The following is a 19,874-nucleotide window of genomic DNA, read 5'->3' as shown; positions in this document are numbered from 1 at the left end:
ATTTACTTACATGTATGAAAAATGGAAAACGGCTTTTCTTACCATATCAACACTGTTTTTAACCTTTTCTCTTGTACTTCACCCCCAAGCTGCTTTGCAAGCTTCCATTCGAGGGTTAAATATATGGTGGGAAGTTGTATTCCCTTCACTTTTACCGTTTTTCATCATTGCAGAACTTCTAATTAGTATTGGTGTTGTAAAATTTATAGGTGTTATATTAGAACCACTCATGCGACCACTTTTTCGCGTTCCAGGGATAGGCGGATTTGTTTGGGCAATGGGAATGGCTTCAGGATTCCCTGCTGGCGCCAAATTAAGCGCTAGACTGCGTAAAAGTAATCAACTAACACAAATCGAAGCAGAACGCCTCGTATCTTTTACAAACTCATCTAATCCACTTTTTATTTTTGGAGCTGTTTCAATCGGTTTTTTCAATAATCCGAAATTAGGAATCGTATTAGCTGCTGCACATTATTTAAGTAACTTTGCCGTCGGGTTATTGATGCGTTTTTACGGCAATAACAATATTTCCACGAAGTATCAACATCCTACTAAAAAACGTCCTTTTCAAAACCCTTTTTCAGTCCTACACGAGACGCGCATGCAAGAAAAAAGACCATTAGGAAAATTACTTGGGGACGCTATCGTTTCTTCTATTCAAACGTTACTTATGATTGGTGGATTTATTATTTTATTCTCTGTTTTAAATAAAATGATTACTGTATTTCATATTACAGCAGCACTTTCTTTTATTATGCAACATATTTTATCATTCTTCCAACTAACTACAGAATTTAGTATTCCAATCTTATCAGGGATTTTTGAAATGACACTCGGTAGCCAAATGATTAGTCAAATAAATGAAACACCCCTCCTGCAGCAAGCTATGGTAACAAGCTTTATTTTAGCGTTTAGCGGCCTTTCTATTCAGGCACAAGTTGCTAGCATATTAGCTGAAACAGACATCCGATTTAAGCCCTATTTTTTCGCACGAATTATCCAAAGTATTCTGGCTCCTATTTTTACTTTTATATTTTGGAAACCATTTTATGAAAAAGTAAGCTCTTTTTCACCTATGCAAAAAGATATCCCCGTATTTTTATCGAATCATTCTTCTATACTGCAAGAAATTTGGACATCTTTTGTACACTATGGACCGATCTTTACTTTATTTTGTTTATATGTATATGTTATCTTATTATTTTTTCGTAGCAACAAAGAAAAACCCCGTTCACTTTAACGGGGTTTGAAACTTTTCTTTTAAAGCACGTTCTACAACAGGAGGTACAAGATCTACTACGCTTCCTCCATATCTCGCAACTTCTTTTACAATACTCGAGCTTAAAAATGAATATTGGTTATTTGTCATAATAAAAAAGGTTTCAATATTTTCATCTAATTTTCGATTCATAGAAGTAATTTGCATCTCATATTCAAAATCAGAAACCGCTCGTAACCCACGCAAAATCGCGTTTGCATTACGCATTTTCGCATACTCCACTAATAGTCCACTATGTGAATCTACTTTTACATTCGGGATATCCTTTGTTGCTTCTCGAATTAAATCTAAGCGCTCTTCAACTGAAAAGAACGGTTTTTTTGACGAGTTGTTTAAAACTACTACGTATACCTCATCAAATACTTTTGCTCCCCTTTTAATAATATCCAGATGCCCAAGGGTAATTGGATCAAAACTTCCCGAAGAAATAGCTATACTAGTCATTCCGTCCCCTCACCTTCATACTTATAAATCGATATTGCTGTAACCCCATAATTTTCAGCTCTTACTTTTACAAGACTCCCTATAGAATCAGGTAAAACCACATCATTACCATGCTCTGACATAATTAATCCATCTCTATGTAGCAATCCATGTTGATCCATCACACTAATTAAAGATACAATTTTTTGATCTTTATATGGAGGATCAATTAATATAAGATCGAATGATATTTCACGTTTTATAAGAGCCTTTACCGCACGTTCTGCATCATTTCGATATACTTCAGCTTGTTCCTGTATTCGACAACTTTCTAAATTTTGATGGATTACTTTTATCGCTTTATTATCTCGATCAACAAAAATTGCTTTATCAATCCCTCTACTTATAGCCTCGATTCCAAGACCACCACTACCGCCAAATAAATCAAGAGCGATACCACCATCAAAATAAGGACCTATCATATTAAATATTGATTCTTTTACTTTATCTGTCGTTGGACGTGTTGTATTACCTGGCACCGCTTTTAGTGGATGCCCTTTACATTTTCCTGAAACTACTCTCATCTGTTGTCACTACCTTTATTTCAATCTATCGAGCAATTATAGAAAACCTTTCTCCATTCGGTAACCGCTACCAAACTATACTATTCCATGAAATTTTCCATTCATTTCTCAATGAACAATAGGAGAACTTTGGCTTAAAATAACCGCTCTGCATTTTTATGTATTCATCTCACCATGCGCTAACACGAACCCATTATGTATATTCGTTTCACTTTATCTTTTTTATCCTATCATAAAATAAAAAAAAGAAAAATAAAAAGCCAAACATAAAATTTAATTTCATGATGTATATCTTCATTTAGATTGGACATAAATAATTATAACAACATCACCTTCGATGTTGTTGCCAACCGCGGAGAAGACTTACGTTTCCCCATAAGTTCTTCCTCCGGTTTCTCCTCTCCCTTTTCCTTCTTACTAGTACATGCTAGTATAAGAAGGGCCCTGCTTTGCAGGGTTTTTTTTCTTTGTCTACTTTTCATTTAAAAAGTGAGATGGTACAGTAAAAGAAAGAGGAGGAAAAAATATGATTCAACGCTTTATAGAACTCGGAGAAGGCTACTCTGATTTATATGAATTACTTGAAATTGCCAAAGCAAATCAAGAACGTATAACACATATGTTACAATTTGAAACGATTAAAAATGAAAAAAAAGTGTGCTCACTTGTTGTAATATTAAAACCAACTACTACTGGTGATTTCCAACCATTATACATATGTCGTGAAGGCATTCCTGTACTTGAAAATAAAAAAAGTAAACGCGTCATTTTATTTGAAGAAACGGCAGAACAACTAGGAAGAAAAGTGACTACCTTTACGGTAAAACCATCCACAACTTTCCCAGAAAAAGAACTGTTTTTCAATCATTTAATTGGTATTTTACGAATGAATAATTTCATTCCTCCAATGAAATAAATTGTTATTTCAAGTAAAAAAATCCCCTGCTAAAATTTGCAGGGGATTTTTTCTATTAGCTATAATCGTATTCTTTTGCCCGATCAGGACGTGAATTTTCAAATTCCGTTTTTAAATACGGGCGGTACGACTGTTCTATCTTCTTCACAAAAGGAAGCTTGTTCAACTTTTGCATCATATGCTCAATTTGTTCCATATCACAATATACTACTGCGTATTTTAAGCGTTTTGATATGTAATGTATGTTACCATATTTCCTTAAAATCTTGGCATGTTTCAATGAATGTAAATAAACAATCATACTTTGTCGTTGCCCGAACATAATCTTCTCCATCTTCTCCTTTTAAAAGCATATATTTTATATTTTATGAAAACCAATCAGAAATTTATGACATTACAGGACAAACTCTGTATACGTTTTCTTCTATCTTCTAAAAAACGGGGTAATTTACCCCGTTTTACAGCCACAACCTCCGCCGGTACCACAACCGCCACCACAGCCACCAGCATCAAAAAATGGATTTCCTGTTGGAACTTTGATGGAAGAAGACACCTCAGAACCGATTGCTACACTAACTTCATCTAACAACTTTTGCAAAGCTGTTTCTACTCGTTTAAAAGCTGCAACCTTATCATGTAAGTCTACAGAACGCTTTAACTCCCTCATCTTCGTCGAAACGAAAGTATAATCAGGATGGTATTTACCGAAACGTTGCACTTCTTCATATCGTTCTTTCATCGCTGTAAATTGCTGAATTAACGTCTGAACTTCCATATCTTCATGCAATTCTTTATAACACTTACGATAGTCTTCTGCTATATCTGAACAGATAATCGCTTTTGCAAGCTGCTCTGCCTTATCTAATATCAATACGCTTTCCAGCGTCGCTACAATCATGAGAGACACCTCCGAGTATTCATCATACCACATTTAGAATAGAACTACTAATTGAAGTGTCTCACTAAACAGAAAGATATCACTCTAACTATTTTCCATATAATTCTAGCACATACTTATACATTAATATGTTCCGCAATATTATATTTCAGAACATCCCATTTCCCACTATTTTCTTTCACATAACTAATACATGCATTTTTTAATGGTGTCTTAAACGAAATATCTTCCGGTGCAATTGCATGTAAAATTGCTTTTATCGCATGTGAATGAGCTACAATGATAATACGTTTGCCAGAATAAGTTTCTGCAACATCTTTTACAGCAGCAAAGCAACGAGTTACAATCTCTTCATCTTGCTCCATACCTTCTACTTTACCTTCTGCAATTAGCTCCCTAACAGTCGCAACCGGCTTCCCAGAAGCTTCACCAAAATTACGTTCAACAAATCGCTCATCTAATAAAATCGATTGCAATCCTGTAGCCCCTGCAATTTCCTTAGCTGTTTCGTGCGCTCTAATTAATGGGCTACTTATAATTACATCCCATGCTTCCGCTTGCAAAGCAACTGCACTTTGACTTGCTTGCTTCTTTCCCACTTCATTAAGTGGAATATCTTCACGTCCTTGAATAATCTCTTGAAAATTCCAATCAGTTTGTCCATGTCGTACTAAACAAATTTCCGTCATGCTCATGCTGCAACTCCTTTTTAAATAATCCGCTTCTATTGTATCAAAAGTTCTGCATGACGGACATAGTTTTCCCTTCCAATTATGTTGTATTTTGTTGCTTCATATACTGAAACATATCGATCATAATGGAGGCAACTGCCAATTGGTTTTGAAATTTCTCAACTTTATCTGGTATCGTTTTTTTGAAATGCTGCATAGCTGCTAACTCAAAAGCCTCTTTCTCTTCAGGATTTCGCGTTAGTTTTCTATACCAGTACGGTTGCTCCCTAATATAGCGAGATAAATCCTCATCAGCCCTTATAAACTCCATAATTTCTGCTCTCATCCTCTTTCCCCCTAATCCTTCTGAAAGAAAAATGGATTATTTTCGGAAGTACTCTCTTCTTGCCGCGCGGGCTTCCCTTGAAATTGTTGAAAAACTTGTTGCACACTACCAATGGCACTCGTCACATTGGCTAAATGGTGTTGCATTTGTTCTACATCTAGCTTTTTAAAGAAAGAAAGCATTTGTCCCATCACATCTGCTGTTTTCTCCTCTTCAGTTCGATTATCTTTTTCTTGTTTATTTTCTTTTACCGAAGAAAAAGCAGGCGCTCCATCAGGTCTAAAAGTTGCCCATATCGGATCTTCTTCACCAAGTAAGTACCATTCTTCATAAAACTGTTGCCAAGTTTTGTGACCACTTCGAACCTCATGAACCATTTTAGGGTGATGGTTTACAAACTCTTTAAACTGTTGAACCGATGGATGTAACGGTCCTTTTGTTGTTGGCATAATCCTCACCTCTTCATGTATATCTACTATATAATAAGAAAAAAAAGGCACATGGTTCGCCTATTTTCAGACGATTCATGCACCTTTTTATCCTGCTATTTGCATACGGTAAGATTCCGACCTACACTTCAGTGAATACGAAGTACTTAAACGTGAGGTGTCCCCTACACAACTTAAAATTCCACTTTATTTCCGAATAAAGTTTTGTGTATAAAACTTATCGTATACCCCAACACCTAATCCTGTAAATTGTTCATTTAATACATTTTTTCTATGCCCTTCACTATTTAACCAACCTTGCACCGCCGCAATTCCATCACTATGTTGCGCCGCTATGTTCTCACCAGCAAGTTGAAACCCTACTTTCCCGCGCTGTAAACGATCTCCTAACGTACCTAATGTAGGTGAATCGTGTGAAAAGTAATTATTATCCTTCATATCTTTACTATGCCCTATAGCCACATCTGCTGTTTGTTGATCCCAAGCTAACAGCGGTAACTTATGGCGACTTCGAATAATATTTGTTAAATCAAAAATTTGTTGCATATTCCCATTCTCTATTTGTTTCATTTTATCTGGAGTCAATGGTTGTTCAGCTAGTAATTCACCCGAATAAACAAGCTGATACGGTCTTTGGCGTAATAACGTTTCATCATCCATATAACGAACACCAACAAGCTCATGTGTAAAATGATCAAAATATAATTGTGCCCAGCCATCTTCTACAGGTATTAATGGTTGTTCCATCACTTCCGTGTCAGATAACTCAAATTGATAACTATGTTTCCCTCTTTTTAACGAAATCTCATGCGAGAGTGGATTCTTTTTATACACTTCTTCATACTTTTCATTTATATAATAAGGCGGCACCTTAACTTGCTCACCAGCAACATACGCCGTTACAACTTTTCGTTCCGCAACCCCAAATTGCACATACTGAGTTAAATCTTGATTGTATACCCACCATTCATATCCGTAAGCAGATGGCTCTATTCGAGATGGTTCGCCCCATTTTGCTAATAAATTTTCAGAGTCCCCACCAATCATATTTAAAACCGTATTTGAAGAGTCTTCATTTACTTGTTTTTTCTTTTTCACAATTTTATTTTCTTGCTTTGATTGAGATGGGGTTAATATATATTGTGAAACGAGTAATTTCCCGTATAAGTCCACAGCTAAAATTAAAAATGTAATCATTACGATACGCAATAATTTCTTCAATCGATATACCTCCTGCACAAAACATAAAATTGAGATATACACAAATCCTTTTCTTTCCTTTTTTGTGTGTACCGTACTCTTTTCACTATATCATATTTTCGCAAAAAAAGTCTGGATTATCCCTTTTCTCTCAATATGAATTGCACTTTCTTATTATTCATACTATTATAAAAATAATGATGTAACATGAAAAGAGGAGGTATTATATGCAATTTACAAATACGAAATTTAATGGGGCAGTCGTTGATTTAACACTATTAACAGAGATTATGGAAAAGAACCATTTTGTACTTGCTGGACAGTGGGATTATGAACGAGTTACATACGATTATAAATTTGAAATATTAAACGATATTTATTATTTGCGCGTACTAGGTTTGGCTGTTGAAGGTGATGTTGGTAGCAGACACGCTGAAATCAAGCTACTTCCTCCCTTATTAGGAAAACATTATTATCCTCACGGCGTTGAATATGGTGATGGTGAAACTTTCCCAACGAATGTACTTCAAAAAAGCGAACAACTCCTACAAAATATCGAAAAAGAGTTAAAAGAATTCCAAATCATTGAATAAAATAAAAGTGAGTGCATCATATTGATGCACTCACTTTTATTTCGTTTGTAAATACGGCGGCAATTGTTGCAACTGCTCTTTATCCTTTTCACGCTCTCGACGCGCCCATCGAAAGAATACATAGCCTATAATTGTGCCATACACTATTTCCTGGACAATTTTCATAATGATGCCACCTGTTTGTTGGTCTTGTACGACTGGCATCCAGTGTAAAAATTCTGGTCCCGTTATATTTAAATCTGATAAAGTTCCCGCCGGTACACAAAGTTCCATCGCCTTCATCCAAGCAGCCGGATCCGTATAGGTTGCAAATAACGGTGCAGTTGCAAAAATGATTAACGCACAAGCTGGCGTTAATAATATACCGTTAGCAAACATATAACCAAGTTTCTTTATATCACTTAACGTTTGATATTCTGGTAATGGATTTAGCATCGGCCACCACATCATGATTGCCGTAAAGAACAATATAGCGAGACAAATAGGATGAGCAATTTGACTTTGTTTTACTGTGTCAAAAACAACTGGTAAATGATAAAAAGAAAACAGGCCATTAAATACAAACAATGCAATAAGTGGTTTAGCAAATATCTTTAATATAATTTGAACGAACTTAAAAGAAGTAATATAACGATATAACCAATCTGGTATACCAAGCAACAATAACGGTGGAACTGCAATATACATAACTGCCATCTCAAACATATGTGCACTAAATATAATATGACCAATTAAATCAATAGGCCCTCCCTTTACAAAATACAAAAGAACAATCCCGGTCGTAAAATAAAAAATTTGCTTCTTACTTACCTTCGTCGCATTTTCAAATCGCATTCTATATGGCCCAATAATTAAAAAGTACCCAATAAGAATCGAAAGCATAAATAATAAAAAGATTGGACTCCATAGAGCTTGAAAACCAAATATCCACAAGTTACTCATTGTTACACCTACCTTCTTAAGGTTATCCTTTCACATAATAAGAAGAGGGAGCTGTGACAACACAAGCTCCCTTATTTTTCACTTTTCAAATCCACACAATTGTCATAAAAGCTAAAATTGTAATTAACCCGATTAACAGACCAGAATAAAGAAAGAAACTTGCCGCTTCATGTCCTTTATGACTCATATGCATAAAATAATACAATTGAAAAATTACTTGTACCACTGCTAATAGTAAAATAAATGGTACTGAGAAAGTCGGACTAAAAGTTTTTGGATATGCTACTGCTACAAATGCAACAAATGTTAAAAAAATCATTAATGCAAACGTAATAACTTGATGCTTCATTTCCTCCGCACTTTTTCTCTTCCGATAAACAAGATCAACTTTAGGATTATTCGTTTGCTTTATCGCCATTGTTTATCCCACCATTCCCATTAAATATACTACAGTGAAAATAAACACCCAAACTACGTCAATAAAGTGCCAATAAATCGATGCAACATAAAACTTCGGTGCATTGTATAAATTTAGACCTCTCTTCGCATTTCTAAAGATTAATGTTAAAATCCAACACAATCCAAACAATACGTGTAGTCCATGCGTACCAACAAGAGCATAAAACGCGGAACCAAACGCACTACTTCTCATAGTATGCTTAAATTCATGCGTATAATGATAAAACTCATATATCTCAAACCCTAAAAATCCTAAACCTAGCAACACTGTTACTAATAGCCAAAGTTGCATTTTCTTAAAGTTAAAGTTTTTCATATGATACATCGCATATACGCTCGTTAAGCTACTCGTTAATAAAAGCATCGTCATAATGAAAACGAGTGGCATTTGGAACATCTCTTGAGATGTTGGTCCACCATTTGTAGAATTCTTTAACGCTAAATATGTGCCAAACAAGGAAGCGAACAATACTGTTTCGCCTCCAAGAAATAACCAAAAACCGACAAACTTATTTTTTCCCTCAAGGGTTGCTTTTTCAGGCTCTGCTGGAAATGTTTCATTCGTTAATTTTTCATCTACATGCATTATGCCTTGCCCCCCTTATCTTCTAAATCTTCCTTATGAATATGATATCCATGATCATCGATCACTGAACGTAGGAACATTGTACCGAATGTAATGATTAAACCAATAATTGCTACTAATAACCAAAACTTATCTTTTCCACCCTGCATATACATTGCACCGAATGCAGCTATAAACAATCCTAAAGAAATGATAAATGGTGAAAACGATGGATTTGGCATATGAATATCATCAACTGGTTCCGCCGCTGTCATCTCTTTATTCCCTTCGCGTTTTTCAATCCAAAACGGATCTAATCCGCGAACAAATGGTAATTGTTTAAAGTTATATTCCGGTGTAGGTGCTGGCATTGTCCATTCTAATGTACGTGCATCCCATGGATCACGACCAGCCTTTTCTTTTGATACTGTTGTTTTGATTACATTGAATAGAAGAACAATCGTTCCAAGAGCCATAAATACCGCTCCAATAGAACTAATCATATTCCCCATTTCCAACCCTTGACCTTCAAGATATGTGTAGTAACGACGCGGCATACCAATCAATCCAAGGAAATGCTGAATGAAGAACGTTAAATGGAAACCGATAAAGAATAGCCAAAATGTTATCTTTCCTAACGTTTCATTCAATACTTTATTAAACATCAGTGGCCAATAATAATGAGCTCCTGCAAGTAAACCAAATACAACACCGCCGACGATTACATAATGAAAGTGCGCTACTACGAAATAGTTGTCATGAAATTGATAATCAGCAGGCGCAGATGCTAGCATAACACCTGTAACTCCTCCCATTACGAATGATGGAATGAAAGCTACTGCCCACATCATCGGTGTCGTAAAACGAATACTTCCGCCCCACATCGTAAAGAGCCAGTTGAATATTTTAATACCGGTCGGAACCGCAATCGCCATTGTTGCAACTGAGAAAATAGCATTTGCAACTGGACCAAGCCCGACAGTAAACATATGATGCGCCCATACCATAAATCCTAAGAATCCAATTAATACTGTCGCAAACACCATCGATGAATAACCAAATAATCGCTTTTTCGAAAATGTCGCGAAGATTTCTGAGAATATTCCGAAAGCTGGGAGTATAAGAATGTATACTTCTGGATGACCGAAAATCCAGAATAAATGCTCCCATATAATTGTATTCCCGCCCAATGCTGGATTAAAGAAACTTGTTCCAAATAAACGATCTAACATTAAAAGTCCTAATCCTACAGTTAATGGCGGAAAAGCGAATAATATTAGCGAAGATGTTACAAATGTCGTCCATGTAAACATCGGCATACGCATATACGTCATTCCTGGCGCACGCATATTAATAATGGTTACAAGGAAGTTAATACCTCCAATTAATGTACCAATACCAGAGATTTGCAAGCCGAGTACATAAAAATCAACACCATGGCCTTTTGAGGCTAAAGCTAAAGATGCATAAGATGTCCATCCTGCATCAGGTGCTCCACCTAAAAACCAACTTAAATTTAAAAATACTCCACCAAAGAAAAATAACCAAAATCCAAGTGAATTCAAAAACGGGAACGCTACATCACGTGCACCAATTTGAAGTGGTACAGCGGCGTTCATAAATGCAAACACGAGTGGCATAGCTGCGAGGAAAATCATTGTTGTACCGTGCATCGTTAATACTTGATTATAAGCATCCCCAACAAGAAAAGCGTTGTTAGGAATCGCTAATTGAAGGCGAATAAATAGAGCTTCTATTCCGCCTATTATAAAAAACAATCCACCTGCAATTAAATAGAGAATGGCAATCTTTTTATGGTCTACTGTCGTTAAATAATCCCATATGACAGCACCCATCCCCTGTTTTTTTGCTACAGAACTCACGTTTTCAACCTCCCCTTCGCGAATAATCCCTCTTTACTTTTCAACTTTTAACGTTTGTAAGTATGCATTTAATGCATCAATTTGATCATCCGTTAAGTTGCCATATTTACCAGTCATTTTATTTCCTGGTTTCATATTTTCAGGATCTTTCAGCCATTTTTTTAAGTTTTCTTTATTGTTTTCGGCAATACCGGCAACCATATCGCGATCCGCAAAGTTTGCTAAGTTTGGTGCGATACGAGCGGAAGGTGGTCTACTATCATTGGATCCAACTGCGTGACAACCAATACAGCTTTTATTAAATATTTCTTGGCCCTCTTGCGCCTTTGTTGAAGCTACTTCTTTCTTCCCATCAATCTTCTTCATATCAGCAAGCCACTTTTTGTACTCGCTTTCATCTAAAGCTTTCACTTTGAATTGCATTAAAGAATGTGATGGGCCGCAAAATTCTGTACAAAAACCATTATAAGTGCCCGATTTATCTGCCTTTAACCACATTTTGTTCACATTGTCTGTATTTGTATCCATTTTCCCAGCTAAAGATGGAACCCAAAACGAATGTTTAATATCGGCACCCTTCAAATTCAAATACACTTTCTTACCTGTGGGGATGACCAAATCTTGAGAAGTGACTATTTTTTCTGATTTATAAGAAAATTCCCACCAATAAAGATTCGCTGTTACATCAACAACGATAGTATCTTTATCAATATTCTTTTTCTCCATCGCACTTACATCAGCAAGTTTGAATGTATATGTAACCGTCGGAACAGCTAAGATTAACAAAAGAATAATCGGAATAACTGTCCATATAATTTCTAACTTGTGATTCCCTTCAACTTGCTCCGGAATATAATCTTCCTGACCTTTCTTTTGTCGGAAACGCACAATTACATATAAGAAAATAATAGTAACTACTAGTACTACTCCTACCATGATCGCAGTTGCTAGTAAGAGCAAATCATATTGCATTTTTGCTACTTCTCCTTGCGGAATTAAAGTAGATTGAAAGGCTTTACCGCATCCCCCTAACAGTAAAGCCAGCAGTGAAACGAACGAAAGCAGTCGCCACTGTTTCTTCATACAAACAACCCCCACTTTCCTTGTGAATTAGATTGTACTTTATAGTTAAGTAAAGTAAATCTCAACGTAAAGAAATCCAATTATGTCGTTGTCTTAGAAGAATGTAACTACAATCATTGATACAAATAAGATTGTTAAATAATTTAGGGAATAAACAAACATTTGTACGGACCATTTGATGTCATCTTGCTTACGGAAGCCATAAAATCCTAAAACGATCCATCCGATGTTTAACAATGTTGCAATTACCATAAATGTTATCCCTAGTCCACTCATATAAAATGGTAGTGGTAATAAACATACTGTCCAAATCATAATTTGGCGTTTCGTAATTTCAAATCCATGAACTACAGGAAGCATTGGAATTCCTGCATTTCGATATTCATCAACACGTTTCATCGCTAATGCGAGAAAATGTGGGATTTGCCAAATAAACATAATTAAAAATAACATCCAAGCAATTGGATGGCCTAAAGATGGATCGATTGCTGCCCATCCAATTAAAGGTGGAACTGCTCCAGATATACTACCTACAACAGTATTTAGTGTATACTTTCTCTTTGTCCATAACGTATATAAGACAACATATGTGAAAGCACCAATAAATCCCATTAATACTGCCATTGGTGTTGTTAATAATAAAAATACAAATCCAAGAAGTAATATAACTAGTCCAAATGTAAGTGCAAATCCCGGTTTATACTTCCCAGTAACCGTTGGACGGGTTTTTGTTCTTTCCATTAACGGGTCGATGTCTCGATCAATGTAATTATTTAAACAACATACCCCCGCCATAATTAATCCAGAACCAACGATTGTAAAGAATAACTTATCCAGATTGTCCATCACACTTAATCCATTAAAATGTAATGCCAACCAAAATCCTGTAAATACAGTAAGTGTATTTGAGTTTACAATCCCCATTTTAACGAGCGCTGATAAATCTTGTAGCCGAGTTGTTTCCGGTACACTTGTAACAGCTGACTCATCATGCAGCTCACTTGTTGCATGGTTCATCACTTTAACCCCCTCTTAAAACTTTCATCTTTCTTTTTGCGCCTATTTCGAATGAAATACTTCGCTTCTATATAGCAATATTATTACAGTAGAAATATTGTTAATCCATTCTACTACTAATCTACGCCCATACTCCAATATATTAAATCATATTTCCCGAACATTTTGTGAAGAAAACATGAACTTTTTGTGTCGAATATAAAAACTTAATTCTTACTTGTCCTTATCATAACATGATGTTACCTTCTATCATAAACTTTTTTTGTCATATTTAACACGTATTCTCCCCATTTCTTTTCAAAATAGCCTGTTTTTCACCTAAAAATTCCCTTATACATCCTATTTCCACACCCATTTTCTCTCCCCTGTCTGCGCCCACCATTTCTTTGCTATTTTATTATTTTTTATATATCATAGGAACTAGCGCGTTTTATTCTATACATAATGGAATGAAAATATTTCGCAATAACTTCATAGCAGAAAGATGGTGAAATAGATTGCAACGCTTTATTAAATGGTTAGCAGTCATTACGAGTCTTGATTTATTAATAGTTTTACTAGGAGGCGCCTTAGTTACAAAAACAGGTTCTGGCCAAGGGTGCGGTAAATCATGGCCACTTTGTAACGGTGAATTTGTTCCATCTAATTTATCAATGGAAACTATTATTGAACTAAGTCACCGCCTTACATCAGGATCAGCAGGAATTCTTGTCACACTCCTTTGTATTTTGTCCTGGAAATATTATAAACATGTGCGCGAAACAAAAACGTTAGCAATTTTATCCTTCGTATTTTTAGTTGCACAAGCATTAATGGGAGCGGCAGCAGTTGTTTGGGGACAAATGCCAGCTGTACTCGCTATCCATTTCGGTATTTCCTTAATTTCATTTGCTTCTGTCATTTTATTAACGTGTCTTATCTTTGAAATTGACCAGAAATTTGATGCACGTTCACTTATTATGGACAAAAAAATGAAATTTCATATTTATGGTGTAACAATTTACAGTTATATTGTCGTCTACACAGGTGCTTTAGTACGTCACGAACGAGCTAGCTTAGCCTGTCCAGACTTTCCTTTATGTAGCAAAAATAGACCTATGCCAACTCAACTACATGAATGGGTTCAAATGGGACATAGAGTTGCAGCGATGTTAATTTTCGCTTGGATACTATACGCGATGATTCTCGCTATTCGCCATTACAAGCAGCAGCCTGTCGTATACTGGGGATGGATCATTTCATTTATCCTTGTTACACTTCAAGCTATCGTGGGAATTTTAGTCGTATTTACAAATGCTAATTTAGTAATGGCATTATTACATTCACTATTCATTTCTTGCTTGTTTGCTGTACTATGCTATTTAGTTATGTTAGGTACAAGAAGTAAAGCGAATGCAAAAGAAGCTGAATCAACTTCTCAACAAACAAAATAAATTTAAATTAAAATACCTTGCCGAATTGGCAAGGTATTTTTTGCGATAAAGAAAAAGAGCTGCATTTACACAGCTCTTTTCTATTTTAGTGATCTAATTCAATGAGTAAGTCACCCGTTTGAATTGCATCTCCATCGTTAACATATACTTTTTTCACTTTACCATTGAACGGCGCTTGAACTGTCGTTTCCATTTTCATCGCTTCTGTAATTGCCATAGAATCGCCTTTTTTCACTTCATCGCCTTCTTTTACAACTACTTTAATAACCGTTCCTGGCATTGTTGCACTAATGTGGTTTGGATTTTCACGGTTTCCTTTCACACGTTGTGCCACTGTTGCTTTCACACTTTCGTCTTTCACGACAATCTCACGTGGTTGACCGTTAAACTCCAAGTAAAGAATACGATTTCCATCTGGCTGAGGCTCTCCGATTGATACTAGTTTAACCATCAATGTTTTTCCTTGTTCGATTTCCACATTGATTTCTTCACCAAGTCTCATACCATAGAAGAATGTCGGTGTATCAAGTACAGATACACTTCCATAAAGCTCAGCAACTTTTTCGTAATCCATAAATACTTTTGGATATAATGCATATGCAACGACATCAAAAATCGTCACTTCGCGTCCAAGCTTATGGAATAGCTCTTCTTTTAACGAGTCGAAATCTACTGGCTCTAATAATTCACCCGGCCTTACTGTTAATGGCTCTTTCCCTTTTAAAATAATTTCTTGTAACTTTTTCGGGAAACCACCATACGGTTGTCCTAAATCTCCTGAGAACATTTCAACAACAGATCCTGGGAAGTCCATAGAATGCCCACGCTCTAAAACATCTTGTTCTGTTAAGTGATTTTGAACCATAAATAATGCCATATCACCGACAACTTTAGATGATGGTGTTACTTTTACAATATCGCCAAACATGTCATTCACACGGCGGTACATTACTTTCACTTCATCGAAGCGATCTCCTAAACCAACCGCCTTCGCTTGTTGTTGTAGATTACTATACTGTCCGCCTGGCATTTCGTGCATATATACCTCTGTATGAGGAGCATTCATACCACTTTCAAACGGTGCGTAGTATTTACGTACATCTTCCCAGTAATGAGATAGTTTTTCTAATGAATCTACGTTAACGTCTGGCTGTCTTTCGTTTCCACCTAAAGCGTAGTATAGCGTGTTTGCGCTTGGTTGTGACGTTTGACCAGCCATAGAACTTACTGCTACATCGACAATATCAACACCTGCTTCAATTGCCTTTGTATACGTTAATATACCATTTCCACTCGTATCGTGTGTATGCAAGTGAATCGGAATCGATACCGTCTCTTTTAATGCAGAAACTAAATCATATGCCGCATTAGGTTTTAATAAGCCTGCCATATCTTTAATTCCTAATATATGTGCTCCTGATGCTTCTAACTCTTTTGCTAAGTTTTTATAGTAATTTAAATCATATTTACTACGTAACGGATCATGAATATCTCCTGTGTAGCACATTGTTGCTTCTGCAATTTTACCAGTATCTCGTACAGCATCAATCGCAACTCTCATACCTTCTACCCAGTTTAAGCTATCAAAAATACGGAACACATCAATTCCAGCTTGAGCAGAACATTCCACAAACTTTTGAATTAAATTATCTGGATAGTTTTTGTAACCAACTGCGTTTGAAGAACGAAGTAACATTTGGAATAAAACGTTTGGCATTTTTTCACGAAGATCTAGTAATCGTTCCCATGGATCTTCCTTTAAGAAACGATATGCAACATCAAACGTTGCACCGCCCCACATTTCCGCTGAGAATAGGTTCGGTAACATTCTCGCTGTCGGCTCTGCAATTTGATGTAAATCTTTTGTACGAATACGTGTCGCAAGTAATGACTGATGCGCATCACGGAATGTTGTATCCGTTAAAAGTACACGCTTTTGATCTTGTACCCATTTTACTAATCCGTCTGCTCCACGCTCATCCAAAATTTGTTTCGTTCCATTTTGAACCGGCTCTGAGTGTAATACATTCGGTATACGAGCATCTGGGAAAATTGGTTTCTCTTTTTTTCCTACTCCTGGGAAGCCATTTACTGTTACTGTCCCAATGTAATTTAACATTTTCGTTCCGCGGTCTTTACGTTTCGGGAACAGGAATAGTTCAGGTGACGCATCAATAAATGAAGTGTCATATTCTCCTGATAAGAAGTTTTTATGTTTTACTACATTCTCTAGGAATGGAATATTTGTTTTAATACCACGAATACGGAATTCTTTTAAGTTACGTTCCATTTTCGCAGCAGCTTGTTCAAAAGTAAGTGCCCATGTTGTAACTTTTACAAGTAAAGAATCATAGTACGGTGTAATAACAGCACCTTGGAAACTATTACCTGTATCAAGACGAACACCGAAACCACCGCCTGATCGGTATGCCATAATTTTCCCTGTATCCGGCATGAAATTATTTAGTGGGTCCTCAGTCGTTACACGAGATTGGATCGCAAATCCATGAACAACTACTTCCTCTTGCTTCGGAACACCTACCATTTTACTATGTAATGCATGTCCATCAGCTATTAAAATTTGCGATTGAACGATATCTACCCCTGTGATCATTTCTGTAATTGTATGTTCAACTTGAACACGCGGATTTACTTCAATAAAGTAAAACTCATCACCTTTTACAAGAAATTCTACTGTTCCTGCGTTTAAATAATTTACATTTTTCGTTAATTTCACAGCAGCATCACAAATACGCTGACGCAAATCATCTGAAAGCGACACACTAGGTGCGATTTCTACCACTTTTTGGTGACGACGTTGTACAGAACAGTCACGCTCGTATAAATGAACAACATTGCCCTCTTCATCTGCTAAAATTTGAACTTCTATATGTTTAGGTTTTTCAACGAATTTTTCAACGTATACTTCATCATTACCAAAGGCTGCTTTCGCTTCTGACTTCGCTCGATTATACGATTCTCTTAATTCTTCACTAGTACGTACAATACGCATACCACGACCGCCACCGCCAAGGGAAGCTTTAATAATAATCGGGTAATCATACTTTTCAGCAAATTCTCCAACTTCTTCTATTGAATTTACTGGCCCATCACTACCAGGAATAACTGGAATTTGTGCTAGCTGCGCTTGTGTTCTTGCTTTCACTTTATCTCCAAACATATCTAAATGCTTACTCTTTGGACCGATAAAGATAATCCCTTCTTCTTCACAACGTTTTGCGAATTGAATATTTTCTGACAAGAAACCATATCCAGGGTGGATTGCATCTACATGATTACTTTTCGCAATCTCAATAATGCCCTCAATATCTAGATAAGCATCAATTGGCTTTTTCCCTTCCCCAACTAAATAGGACTCATCGGCTTTATAACGATGATAAGAACCACTATCCTCTTTAGAATAGATTGCAACTGTCTTTAATCCAAGTTCCGAACAAGCTCGAAACACACGAATTGCAATCTCTCCACGGTTAGCTACCAATACTTTTTGAATACGTTGCAGCTTTGTCATGATTTTCCCCCTCTACTTTCCTACCACTCTAGAGATAAAATATACACACACCATAAAGAGCGTGAAGTTCTTCACTTTCTACATTATATTATACTTAGAAAGCTTCACTTTATTTTTATCCATCATACCTTATTTTTTAACAAATGATAAGTTTTCTGATCAATTTGTTTCACAAAAACAGTATAGCATACCTCTTCCTTTTCTAACAACTTAATTGTATATCACATTTAATCAAATGTGATATATTTTTTAATATAATTATCAATTAATACGTCATATTTAATGTTTCTTGAAAATAAAAAACACATTGTACTTTAGAGTACAATGTGTTTTTTATTTTACTACAACAAGATGCGGTCCATCTTGCTCTCTTTCTTTCATTATCTCATTTTGTTGTTTCTCTTGTCGTTTTACATGACTAGCAACATTTAATAATATACCCATTGAGATTAGATTAGCCAATAAAGAACTACCACCATAACTAATAAACGGTAACGGTACTCCTGTAAGTGGTATTAATCCAGACATACCACCAACATTAACAAAAGTTTGTATCCCAATTAAACTTGCAATTCCGATTGCAATTAAACTTCCAAATGGATCTTTACACTTTTGTGCCACTCTAAACGAACGAATGATAATAAGTAATAAACAGATTAAAATGATAGCTACACCTATAAAACCTAGTTCTTCAGATATAATTGCCATAATAAAATCCGTTTGTGGCTCTGGTAAGTAGCCATACTTTTGTATACTATTCCCTAATCCTCTACCATTTAACCCGCCTGAGGCAATTCCAATAAAAGAATTAACTAATTGGAATCCATCATTTTGAGGATCGTTAAATGGATCAAGAAAAACTGAAAATCGAGCTTTTTGGTATAGACTTAATTTATAGTTTCCGATAAAATACAACGCCGGAATCCACAAGACAGATGTTAATAAAAATCTTTTAATCCACAAGTTAACATTAACTCCTGAACAGAAGAACATAATTAACACTGTTCCACCTATTAATATGTCGGTCCCTAAGTCATTTTGTAATAAAATTAATACCATCGATCCACCGACAACAAATATAGGAGGTATGATCCCTTGGAAAAAAGGGGTTTGCCTCTCTTGTTTCTTAGCAAAAAAACTTGCTAGCGTAATAATAACTGCTATTTTTACAAACTCAGCTGGTTGTATACCTAGTATCCATCCTTTTGCACCATTGATTACCTTACCGAAAAGGAAAGCTGCTGTTAGTAAGCCCAGACTCCCTAATCCCATCGCTGTAAGAACTATTTTTTTCCTCCAAAATTTGTAAGGAATTACAGCAACAATCACTAGTATTACCGTTCCAATAGCAAGAGCAACTAATTGTTTTTTAAAAAAGTAATTTGCCGGCCAGTTATATCTCGACGAAATCGCGACAATGGAACTAGAACTATATACCATTATAACTCCCAACACACATAAGATAACAAGAGGAAGTAATAATGAATAATCCATTGATTTCCATACTCTTTTCATTTCATTTCCTCTTTCTGTTTCAATTTAATTATTGTTGTATTCCATATGTACATTGATTCTTCCTGCTTTATTATACAAATAAAAAG

General features: G+C 35.9%; 20 protein-coding genes. 4 read left to right on the top strand and 16 right to left on the bottom strand.

Annotated features, from left to right (window positions below; genetic code table 11):
- Positions 1 to 10 precede the first annotated feature (10 nt).
- Positions 11 to 1,240, top strand: coding sequence for a sporulation integral membrane protein YlbJ (ylbJ, locus tag DN393_RS09660; RefSeq protein WP_064474961.1), 1,230 nt, complete (start codon positions 11 to 13; stop codon positions 1,238 to 1,240).
- Here ylbJ and coaD read toward each other — a convergent pair.
- Both coaD and rsmD read right to left on the bottom strand, forming a co-directional pair.
- Positions 1,232 to 1,723, bottom strand: coding sequence for a pantetheine-phosphate adenylyltransferase (gene coaD, locus DN393_RS09655; protein ID WP_000200598.1), 492 nt, complete (start codon positions 1,721 to 1,723; stop codon positions 1,232 to 1,234). The two genes, ylbJ and coaD, sit on opposite strands and share 9 nt — an antisense overlap.
- Entirely contained in the window at positions 1,720 to 2,286 is a 567-nt protein-coding gene (rsmD, locus tag DN393_RS09650; RefSeq protein WP_064474960.1) for a 16S rRNA (guanine(966)-N(2))-methyltransferase RsmD, read from the bottom strand. Before rsmD ends, coaD begins: the two co-directional genes overlap by 4 nt.
- 526 nt (positions 2,287 to 2,812) lie before the next feature.
- Between rsmD and DN393_RS09645 the strand changes: the two genes are divergently transcribed.
- Positions 2,813 to 3,202, top strand: a complete 390-nt coding sequence (locus DN393_RS09645) for a DUF7147 family protein (protein ID WP_000616012.1) — start codon at positions 2,813 to 2,815, stop codon at positions 3,200 to 3,202.
- Between the two features lie 55 nt (positions 3,203 to 3,257).
- Here DN393_RS09645 and DN393_RS09640 read toward each other — a convergent pair whose 3' ends face one another.
- The 6 genes from DN393_RS09640 to DN393_RS09615 all read right to left on the bottom strand — a co-directional run bounded on the left by DN393_RS09640 (position 3,258) and on the right by DN393_RS09615 (position 6,787).
- Entirely contained in the window at positions 3,258 to 3,524 is a 267-nt protein-coding gene (locus DN393_RS09640) for a YlbG family protein (protein WP_002080814.1), read from the bottom strand.
- Positions 3,525 to 3,650: 126 nt separating this feature from the next.
- The gene (locus tag DN393_RS09635; protein WP_000634355.1) at positions 3,651 to 4,100 is read right to left on the bottom strand and encodes a YlbF/YmcA family competence regulator; all 450 of its coding nucleotides are present in this window, start codon (positions 4,098 to 4,100) and stop codon (positions 3,651 to 3,653) included.
- 116 nt (positions 4,101 to 4,216) lie between these two features.
- Positions 4,217 to 4,789: a histidine phosphatase family protein gene (locus tag DN393_RS09630; protein WP_064475089.1), complete on the bottom strand. Its 573-nt coding sequence runs from the start codon at positions 4,787 to 4,789 to the stop codon at positions 4,217 to 4,219.
- An 82-nt stretch (positions 4,790 to 4,871) separates the two neighbouring features.
- The gene (locus tag DN393_RS09625; RefSeq protein ID WP_064474958.1) at positions 4,872 to 5,117 is read right to left on the bottom strand and encodes a YlbE-like family protein; all 246 of its coding nucleotides are present in this window, start codon (positions 5,115 to 5,117) and stop codon (positions 4,872 to 4,874) included.
- An 11-nt stretch (positions 5,118 to 5,128) separates the two neighbouring features.
- On the bottom strand, positions 5,129 to 5,566 hold the full coding sequence (locus DN393_RS09620; RefSeq protein WP_061678261.1) for a YlbD family protein: 438 nt from the start codon (positions 5,564 to 5,566) through the stop codon (positions 5,129 to 5,131).
- Positions 5,567 to 5,752: 186 nt separating this feature from the next.
- Entirely contained in the window at positions 5,753 to 6,787 is a 1,035-nt protein-coding gene (locus DN393_RS09615; RefSeq protein ID WP_064474956.1) for a CAP domain-containing protein, read from the bottom strand.
- 206 nt (positions 6,788 to 6,993) lie between these two features.
- On the opposite strand from DN393_RS09615, the gene DN393_RS09610 reads away from it, so the two are divergent.
- Positions 6,994 to 7,359 (top strand): YugN family protein, encoded by a 366-nt coding sequence (locus DN393_RS09610; protein ID WP_064474955.1) that lies wholly within the window; start codon positions 6,994 to 6,996, stop codon positions 7,357 to 7,359.
- Positions 7,360 to 7,395: 36 nt separating this feature from the next.
- Here the strand turns inward: DN393_RS09610 and ctaG are convergent, their stop codons facing one another.
- The 6 genes from ctaG to ctaB form a co-directional block, all read right to left on the bottom strand.
- Positions 7,396 to 8,301 (bottom strand): cytochrome c oxidase assembly factor CtaG, encoded by a 906-nt coding sequence (gene ctaG, locus DN393_RS09605; RefSeq protein ID WP_048563213.1) that lies wholly within the window; start codon positions 8,299 to 8,301, stop codon positions 7,396 to 7,398.
- Positions 8,302 to 8,386: 85 nt separating this feature from the next.
- Positions 8,387 to 8,719 (bottom strand): cytochrome c oxidase subunit IVB, encoded by a 333-nt coding sequence (gene ctaF, locus DN393_RS09600; RefSeq protein WP_048563214.1) that lies wholly within the window; start codon positions 8,717 to 8,719, stop codon positions 8,387 to 8,389.
- Positions 8,720 to 8,722: 3 nt separating this feature from the next.
- Entirely contained in the window at positions 8,723 to 9,346 is a 624-nt protein-coding gene (gene ctaE / locus DN393_RS09595; RefSeq protein ID WP_000557861.1) for a cytochrome c oxidase subunit III, read from the bottom strand.
- Positions 9,346 to 11,181, bottom strand: coding sequence for a cytochrome c oxidase subunit I (ctaD, locus tag DN393_RS09590; protein ID WP_154131176.1), 1,836 nt, complete (start codon positions 11,179 to 11,181; stop codon positions 9,346 to 9,348). The genes ctaE and ctaD overlap by 1 nt, the downstream gene beginning before the upstream one ends.
- A gap of 60 nt (positions 11,182 to 11,241) precedes the next feature.
- Positions 11,242 to 12,291, bottom strand: a complete 1,050-nt coding sequence (coxB, locus tag DN393_RS09585) for a cytochrome c oxidase subunit II (RefSeq protein ID WP_088047251.1) — start codon at positions 12,289 to 12,291, stop codon at positions 11,242 to 11,244.
- Positions 12,292 to 12,384: 93 nt separating this feature from the next.
- Positions 12,385 to 13,308 (bottom strand): protoheme IX farnesyltransferase, encoded by a 924-nt coding sequence (ctaB, locus tag DN393_RS09580; protein ID WP_001015062.1) that lies wholly within the window; start codon positions 13,306 to 13,308, stop codon positions 12,385 to 12,387.
- A gap of 497 nt (positions 13,309 to 13,805) precedes the next feature.
- On the opposite strand from ctaB, the gene ctaA reads away from it, so the two are divergent.
- Positions 13,806 to 14,741, top strand: coding sequence for a heme A synthase (ctaA, locus tag DN393_RS09575; RefSeq protein ID WP_098110660.1), 936 nt, complete (start codon positions 13,806 to 13,808; stop codon positions 14,739 to 14,741).
- Positions 14,742 to 14,826: 85 nt separating this feature from the next.
- Here ctaA and pyc read toward each other — a convergent pair whose 3' ends face one another.
- Both pyc and ftsW read right to left on the bottom strand, forming a co-directional pair.
- On the bottom strand, positions 14,827 to 18,273 hold the full coding sequence (pyc, locus tag DN393_RS09570) for a pyruvate carboxylase (protein WP_103655783.1): 3,447 nt from the start codon (positions 18,271 to 18,273) through the stop codon (positions 14,827 to 14,829).
- A 333-nt stretch (positions 18,274 to 18,606) separates the two neighbouring features.
- A complete protein-coding gene (gene ftsW, locus DN393_RS09560) occupies positions 18,607 to 19,788 on the bottom strand; it encodes a putative lipid II flippase FtsW (RefSeq protein ID WP_088047248.1) in 1,182 nt (393 codons plus the stop codon).
- Positions 19,789 to 19,874: the final 86 nt, after the last annotated feature.

Source organism: Bacillus sp. BPN334, assembly GCF_008368885.1.
GTDB classification, from domain to species: domain Bacteria; phylum Bacillota; class Bacilli; order Bacillales; family Bacillaceae_G; genus Bacillus_A; species Bacillus_A wiedmannii.
Note: the sequence above shows the minus strand (reverse complement) of the source record. Positions and strands in the feature narration are given on the sequence as shown.

Coding starts and splice junctions, on each gene's coding strand:
- ctaE (WP_000557861.1), bottom strand. CDS start 9,346: ATGCATGTAGATGAAAAATTAACGAATGAAACATTTCCAGCAGAGCCT.
- DN393_RS09610 (WP_064474955.1), top strand. CDS start 6,994: ATGCAATTTACAAATACGAAATTTAATGGGGCAGTCGTTGATTTAACA.
- ctaD (WP_154131176.1), bottom strand. CDS start 11,181: ATGGGTGCTGTCATATGGGATTATTTAACGACAGTAGACCATAAAAAG.
- DN393_RS09630 (WP_064475089.1), bottom strand. CDS start 4,789: ATGACGGAAATTTGTTTAGTACGACATGGACAAACTGATTGGAATTTT.
- coxB (WP_088047251.1), bottom strand. CDS start 12,291: ATGAAGAAACAGTGGCGACTGCTTTCGTTCGTTTCACTGCTGGCTTTA.
- coaD (WP_000200598.1), bottom strand. CDS start 1,723: ATGACTAGTATAGCTATTTCTTCGGGAAGTTTTGATCCAATTACCCTT.
- pyc (WP_103655783.1), bottom strand. CDS start 18,273: ATGACAAAGCTGCAACGTATTCAAAAAGTATTGGTAGCTAACCGTGGA.
- ctaF (WP_048563214.1), bottom strand. CDS start 8,719: ATGGCGATAAAGCAAACGAATAATCCTAAAGTTGATCTTGTTTATCGG.
- ylbJ (WP_064474961.1), top strand. CDS start 11: ATGTATGAAAAATGGAAAACGGCTTTTCTTACCATATCAACACTGTTT.
- ctaB (WP_001015062.1), bottom strand. CDS start 13,308: ATGAACCATGCAACAAGTGAGCTGCATGATGAGTCAGCTGTTACAAGT.
- DN393_RS09635 (WP_000634355.1), bottom strand. CDS start 4,100: ATGATTGTAGCGACGCTGGAAAGCGTATTGATATTAGATAAGGCAGAG.
- DN393_RS09625 (WP_064474958.1), bottom strand. CDS start 5,117: ATGAGAGCAGAAATTATGGAGTTTATAAGGGCTGATGAGGATTTATCT.
- ctaG (WP_048563213.1), bottom strand. CDS start 8,301: ATGAGTAACTTGTGGATATTTGGTTTTCAAGCTCTATGGAGTCCAATC.
- rsmD (WP_064474960.1), bottom strand. CDS start 2,286: ATGAGAGTAGTTTCAGGAAAATGTAAAGGGCATCCACTAAAAGCGGTG.
- ftsW (WP_088047248.1), bottom strand. CDS start 19,788: ATGAAAAGAGTATGGAAATCAATGGATTATTCATTATTACTTCCTCTT.
- DN393_RS09620 (WP_061678261.1), bottom strand. CDS start 5,566: ATGCCAACAACAAAAGGACCGTTACATCCATCGGTTCAACAGTTTAAA.
- DN393_RS09645 (WP_000616012.1), top strand. CDS start 2,813: ATGATTCAACGCTTTATAGAACTCGGAGAAGGCTACTCTGATTTATAT.
- DN393_RS09640 (WP_002080814.1), bottom strand. CDS start 3,524: ATGTTCGGGCAACGACAAAGTATGATTGTTTATTTACATTCATTGAAA.